Annotated in this window: 7 protein-coding genes and 1 pseudogene; 6 read left to right on the forward strand and 2 right to left on the reverse strand. The window is 69.4% G+C overall.

The features are described 5' to 3' along the window. Window positions 1–9: 9 nt before the first annotated feature. Together Q8814_RS12285 and Q8814_RS12290 are read right to left on the reverse strand one after the other, a co-directional pair. Window positions 10–600, reverse strand: a complete 591-nt coding sequence (locus tag Q8814_RS12285; protein WP_330152302.1) for an isochorismatase family protein — start codon at window positions 598–600, stop codon at window positions 10–12. Between the two features lie 13 nt (window positions 601–613). After that, on the reverse strand, window positions 614–2020 hold the full coding sequence (locus tag Q8814_RS12290; RefSeq protein ID WP_408015894.1) for a nicotinate phosphoribosyltransferase: 1407 nt from the start codon (window positions 2018–2020) through the stop codon (window positions 614–616). On the opposite strand from Q8814_RS12290, the gene clpS reads away from it, so the two are divergent. The 6 genes and pseudogenes from clpS to rph form a co-directional block, all read left to right on the forward strand. Continuing rightward, window positions 2019–2354, forward strand: a complete 336-nt coding sequence (clpS, locus tag Q8814_RS12295; protein ID WP_330152303.1) for an ATP-dependent Clp protease adapter ClpS — start codon at window positions 2019–2021, stop codon at window positions 2352–2354. The genes Q8814_RS12290 and clpS overlap by 2 nt on opposite strands. Window positions 2355–2378: 24 nt before the next feature. Then, a complete protein-coding gene (aosR, locus tag Q8814_RS12300; protein ID WP_330152304.1) occupies window positions 2379–2957 on the forward strand; it encodes an oxidative stress transcriptional regulator AosR in 579 nt (192 codons plus the stop codon). Continuing rightward, window positions 2954–4039: a P1 family peptidase gene (locus Q8814_RS12305; RefSeq protein ID WP_330152305.1), complete on the forward strand. Its 1086-nt coding sequence runs from the start codon at window positions 2954–2956 to the stop codon at window positions 4037–4039. Before aosR ends, Q8814_RS12305 begins: the two co-directional genes overlap by 4 nt. Before the next feature lie 45 nt (window positions 4040–4084). Then, entirely contained in the window at window positions 4085–4705 is a 621-nt protein-coding gene (locus tag Q8814_RS12310) for a rhomboid family intramembrane serine protease (protein ID WP_330152306.1), read from the forward strand. Between the two features lie 155 nt (window positions 4706–4860). Next, a complete protein-coding gene (locus Q8814_RS12315; protein WP_330152307.1) occupies window positions 4861–5622 on the forward strand; it encodes a cyclic nucleotide-degrading phosphodiesterase in 762 nt (253 codons plus the stop codon). Between the two features lie 33 nt (window positions 5623–5655). Continuing rightward, a pseudogene (rph, locus tag Q8814_RS12320) lies at window positions 5656–5919 on the forward strand (ribonuclease PH); the annotation flags it as partial. Window positions 5920–6037 lie beyond the last annotated feature (118 nt).

Below are 6037 nucleotides of genomic sequence, written 5' to 3' on the forward strand. Positions count from 1 at the left end.
GCGCCACCGTCAAGTTCGGGCCCCGACCTGCCCCACCAGCTCGACTCCCGCATCGCGCAACCGGTGCAGCGCCGCCTCGACCGTCGCGTCGGACACTCCCGCGGTGTATCGCAGCAACACGCGCGTGGCGAAGCCCTCCTCGGCCGCATCGAGGGCGGTGGCGCGTACGCAGTGGTCGGTCGCGATACCCACGATGTCCACGTGCGTCACACCGCGTGCCCGTAGCCAAGCGGACAATGTTGCACCGGATTCCGTGCGGCTGCCGAAGGCGGTGCCCTCGAACCCGGAGTATGCAGCTTCGTACGCACCCTTGGTGAACTCCGCCTCGAACCGGGAGGTGTCGAGGGCGGGGTGGAACAGCTCTCCGGGCGTCCCGGCACGGCAGTGCGGCGGCCACGAGTCCACGAAATCCGGTTCCGCCGAGAAATGAGAACCCGGATCGATGTGGCGGTCGCGGGTGGCCACCACATGCGCGTAGTCCCCGGCCGACTCGGACAGGAACTCGGTGATGTCTGCGGCGACTGCGCTCCCACCGGGCACGTCGAGGGATCCGCCCTCACAGAAATCGTTCTGCACATCGACGACGATCAATGCGCGCACGACACTCAACTCCTCACACCTCCGTCGTGACGAACCGGGTAGGCACCGCCGGATCGCCGGCCGACAACGTCAGCCCCTCCCACGGCAGGCTCACCATGCCGCGCGCGAGCAACTCCCGGCCCTCATCCAGGGTAGGAAGACCGGCGACCGGTTCGCCACCGCGTACCAGCGGTACCAGCAGTTCGTGCAGTACCGAACCCTCACCGGCCGGTGCCTCGGGATGCGTCGCCGGGTACACCACCTCTTCGACGAGCGTGCCCGTCCGCCGGGCATATCGCACCGCCCGTTTCGCGCCGCCGCGTGACTCCTTGGCGGCGCTGCGCTTCTCGACAGGGATGCCGTCCACCTCGACCAGCTTGAACACCATGCCCGCCGTGGGAGCGCCGGACCCGGTGACCACCGAGGTGCCCACCCCGTACGCGTCCACCGGCTCGGCCCGTAGCCCCGCGATGCCGTACTCGTCGAGATCACCGGACATCACGATTTTGGTCCGGGTGGCGCCGAGATCGTCGAGTTGCCTGCGCACCTGACGCGCGAGCACACCCAGGTCTCCCGAATCGATGCGTACACCGCCGAGCTCCGGCCCGGCCACCTCGACGGCGGTGGCCACACCCTGCGTGATGTCGTACGTATCGACCAGCAACGTCGTACCGACACCGAGGCTGTCGATCTGGCTGCGGAAGGCCGACGCCTCGTCGCGGCCCGCGGTCGTGGTGTGCAGCAAGGTGAACGCGTGTGCCGCCGTCCCGGCCGCGGGAATGCCGTACCGGCGCGCGGCCTCCAGGTTGGAGGTCGAGTCGAAACCCGCCAGGTACGCCGCGCGCGCCGCGGCGACCGCGGCTTCCTCGTGCGTGCGGCGCGAACCCATCTCGATCAGCGTGCGACCGTCGGCGGCACCGACCATGCGGGCCGCCGCCGACGCGATCGCGCTGTCGTGATTGAAGATGGACAATGCCAGCGTCTCGAGCAGCACACACTCGGCGAACGTTCCGTGGACCGACAGGATGGGCGAGCCCGGAAAGTAGAAGTCGCCCTCCCGGTAGCCGTCGATGTCGCCGGAGAAGCGGTAGTTGCGCAGCCAGTCGACGGTGGTGGCGTCGAGGAATTCCGCGGCGATCGCGAGCTCGGCGTCCGCGAACCGGAAACTCGCCAGGGCATCGATCAGGCGACCGGTGCCGGCCACGATGCCGTATCGCCGGCCCACCGGGAGCCGCCGCGCAAAAACCTCGAAAACGCAGGGTCGCTCTCCCGAACCGTCCGCGAGGGCCGCCTCGAGCATCGTCAACTCGTACTTGTCGGTGAACAGCGCGGTGCTGGAACGGACCACACCGGAAAAGGCGTCAGACACCCGATCACTGTAGAGGCAGGGCAGGCCCGGGCGGGTTTTTCGACGCGCGAAGACGCCGTACCCTGGACACATGGCGCCGTGTTCTACGACAAGCCCGTTCGACGTCCATGTGATGGCTGCCGGTCAGGCCATGCCGGCCGAGGCCGAGGTCGTAGAGGAAGTCGAAGCGGTCGATCGTCCGTGGGTCACCGTGGTGTGGGACGACCCCGTCAACCTCATGCATTACGTGACCTTCATCTTTCAGAAGCTGTTCGGCTACAGCAAGGCCAAAGCCACCGAGCTGATGCTCGAGGTACACAACGAAGGCAAGGCCGTCGTGTCGAGCGGCTCGCGTGACAAGATGGAGCACGACGTGCAACGACTCCACGCCGCCGGGCTGTGGGCGACGATGCAACGAGACGAATGATCAGCCGAGGAGGGCCCGACCGACGTGCGGCAGTGGATCAGGAAAGGCTCCCTCAGTGGGCCCAAACTTCGCTCGGAAATGGACGCCCACGAGGCGTCCGTCCTTCGCTCCCTGGTCGCGTCGGTGCTCGGCATGCTCGAAGACCGCAGCGCCCAGGCGCCGCACGACGACCTGGCTGCACTGACCGGCCTGCGTACCGGTAACTCGACGCCGCCGGAGATCCCTGCACTCCGCCGGCTGCTACCCGAGTTCCACCGGCCCGACGCCGACGCCACCGTCCACCCCGACGACGAATCCGGCGACCTCAACGGTGCTCTGCGCAGCCTCCACGAACCCGGCATCATCGACTCGAAACTCGCCGCCGGCGCCGTCATCCTGCGCACCGTGCCCGAGGACGGCGGCAAGGTGGTGCTCAACCCGGAGCAGGCCGAAGCGTGGCTCTACGGACTCAACGATGTGCGGCTTGCCCTCGGCACCACCCTCGGCATCGACGCCGACACCCCCGAGGTGCTCGACGACGACGATCCGCGGGCACCACACCTCGACGTCTATCACTGGCTGACCTGGATGCAGGACTCACTGGTGCAGGCACTGCACCCGTGATCGGACGCAGCCCCACCGACTCGCTGCTCGATGTCGCGGGGCTGCGTGTCGGGCACTGGCACCGGCTCGACGACGACATCACGGTCACCACCGTCGCCGCACCCGGTCGCGGCGGCGCCACCGGCTGCACCGTCGTGCTCGCCGATCCATCCGCCGTCGCCGCCGTCGATGTGCGCGGCGGCGGTCCGGGCACCCGGGAAACCGACCTTCTCGATCCGAGTCACTCGGTGCAGCGCGTCGACGCGATCGTCCTCACCGGCGGCAGCGCCTACGGCCTCGCCGCCGCAGACGGCGTGATGCGATGGCTCGAGGAAACCGGACGCGGCATCCCGATGGGTCCGCCCGGCGGCGTCGTGCCTATCGTGCCCGGAGCGGTGATCTTCGACCTGCCGGTGGGGGATTGGTCGGTGCGTCCCACCGCCGAGGCAGGGTATGCCGCCGCGGCGAACGCTACCGACTCGACGCTGATGCGCGGTTGCGTCGGTGCCGGTACCGCGGCCCGGGCCGGCGTACTCAAAGGCGGCATCGGCACGTCCGGGATTCGCCGGACGGACGGTCCTGCCGCCGGAGTCACCGTGGCCGCACTCATGGTGGCCAACCCCGTCGGCTCGGTGTTCGACCCGGAAACCGGGCTGCCGTGGGGTCTGGGCCCGGTCCGCGCCGACGAACTCGGCCTTGTCCCACCGCGGGCCGCGGACCTCGCCGCCGCCCGCGCGCTCGGTGCGAAGGGCACCGTCCTGAACACCACCATCGGAGTGGTCGCCACCGACGCCCCGCTGTCGAAGGCGGCGTGCCGCCGTGTCGCGGTCGCCGGTCACGACGGTCTCGCCCGCGCGGTGCATCCGGCGCATTCCCCGCTCGACGGCGACACGATCTTCGCCCTGTCCACCGGCACCGCCGGCCTCCCCGATGCGGGCGACGTACCCTCCGCATTCCCGGCCGAACTACCGGTGCTCGCGGCGATCTGCGAGGCGGCCGCCGTGGTCGTGCAGCGGGCGATCGTCGACGCCGTCCTCTCGGCCACCGCACTCGCGGGCATCCCCGCCTACCGCGACATTTTCCCCTCGGCCGTACGCCCCTGACATGTACGCGGGCGCAGCCGCCGACAGCAGGCCAGAATGGAGTCCATGACCATCCCGACCGGCACCGGACAGACCGTACGGCCGATCTGGCAGCGCGCTGCACTGTGGATCGGCGGTTTCGTCGCGCTGCTCTACGGCGTCGAGGCCGTCGACTCGGTGGCACCCGCGAACCTCGACGCCGCCGGTGTCGAACCCCGCACCGCCGACGGCTTGTGGGGAGTGCTGTTCGCCCCGGTGCTGCACGACGGCTGGGGCCACCTGACCGCCAACACCGTCCCGGCGCTCGTCCTCGGGTTCCTCGTGTTGCTCTCGGGTATCGGTCGCGGTGTCGCCGCGACCGCGATCATCTGGCTCGTGGGCGGCATCGGTACCTGGCTGATCGCCGGCTCCGGAGACACCCACATCGGTGCGTCGACGTTGATCTTCGGCTGGTTGACGTACCTGATCACCCGCGGCATCTTCAACCGCAGTGCCGGGCAGATCGTGCTCGGCGGACTCGTGCTGTTCGTCTACGGCGGCATGCTGTGGGGTGTGCTGCCGAGCGCTCCGTGGATCTCGTGGCAGGGACACCTGTTCGGCGCTGTCGGCGGCATACTCGCAGCGTGGATGTTGTCGGGCGATGCTCGCCGCGCCCGCCGTACCACGACGGCCGGCCCGCTGCGCTGACGCTTCGGCCGCCCGGACCGCATCCATCGCACGGTCGGGACGCACAGTCGGGACGGGCAGATCCGCACGTCACAGCACCGCTCCGGCTGTGAGTCGGCGCGGAAATAAGTGCGTTGGCTTCATCGCCGCTGTCTCGTCATGGCAGCATGGCGACTATGCGCATGACCGTTCTGGGGTGCTCGGGCAGTGTGGCCGGGCCGGATTCCGCCGCGTCCGGATACCTGCTCTCCGCTCCGGGGACCTCGCCGCTGGTCATCGACTTCGGACCCGGCGTGCTCGGTGCACTGCAGCGTCACGCCGATCCCGGTGAAGTATCGGTCCTGCTGTCGCATCTGCACGCCGACCACTGCCTCGACATGCCCGGCCTCCTAGTGTGGCGGCGCTACTCCCCGAACGCCCCGACCGGTCGTGTCCCCGTCTACGGTCCCGGCGGCACAGCCGTGCGTATCGGTGTGGCCTCCGCAGAGACTCCGGGGGAGATCGACGATGTCAGCGACACCCTCGACGTGCGCGCCTTCACCGACGGTATGGAACTCCGGCACGGAGCGCTCACCATCTGCCCACGCCGCGTGAACCATCCGCCCGAAGCCTATGGCTTCCGCGTCACCAGCGACTCCGGCCGCACCCTCGTCTACACCGGCGACACCGGGATGTGCGATTCGGTCGTCGAACTCGCCAGGGGTGCCGACGTCCTGCTGTCCGAAGCCTCGTGGACCCACGCGCCCGGGCGGCGCCCCGAGGGTGTGCACCTGTCGGGCACCGAAGCAGGACAGATCGCCGCCCGCGCCGGGGTGGGCGAACTGCTGCTCACCCACATCCCGCCGTGGACGTCCCGCGAAGACGTCATCGCCGAGGCCAAGGAACAGTACTCCGGCCCCGTGCATGCGGTGTCCGCAGGCGACGTCTACCGCGTCTGAATCCGTCGCGCCTGATCGCCTAGGCTCGGTCGGGTGACCACACGAGAAGACGGCAGAGCAGACGACCAACTCCGCGACATCCGGATCACCCGGGGCTTCACCAGCCATCCCGCAGGCTCGGTGCTCGTCGAATTCGGGCAGACCCGCGTGATGTGCACCGCCAGCGTCGAAGAAGGGGTGCCGCGGTGGCGCCAAGGTTCCGGGCTCGGCTGGCTCACCGCCGAGTACGCGATGCTTCCCGCCGCCACCCACACCCGCAGCGGACGTGAATCGGTCAAAGGCAAGGTCGGTGGCCGCCGCCGCTGCCCGTCGAACGAGCAATCAAGGTGGCGGTCCCGGCAGCGGCGGTGCTGGCCTCGCTGCTCGCGCTCGTGTTCGCGGCCGACCAGCAACGCGAGCTCGCCGCACTGATGTC

Source organism: Rhodococcus chondri, assembly GCF_036327435.1.
Classification (GTDB): Bacteria; Actinomycetota; Actinomycetes; order Mycobacteriales; family Mycobacteriaceae; genus Rhodococcus; species Rhodococcus chondri.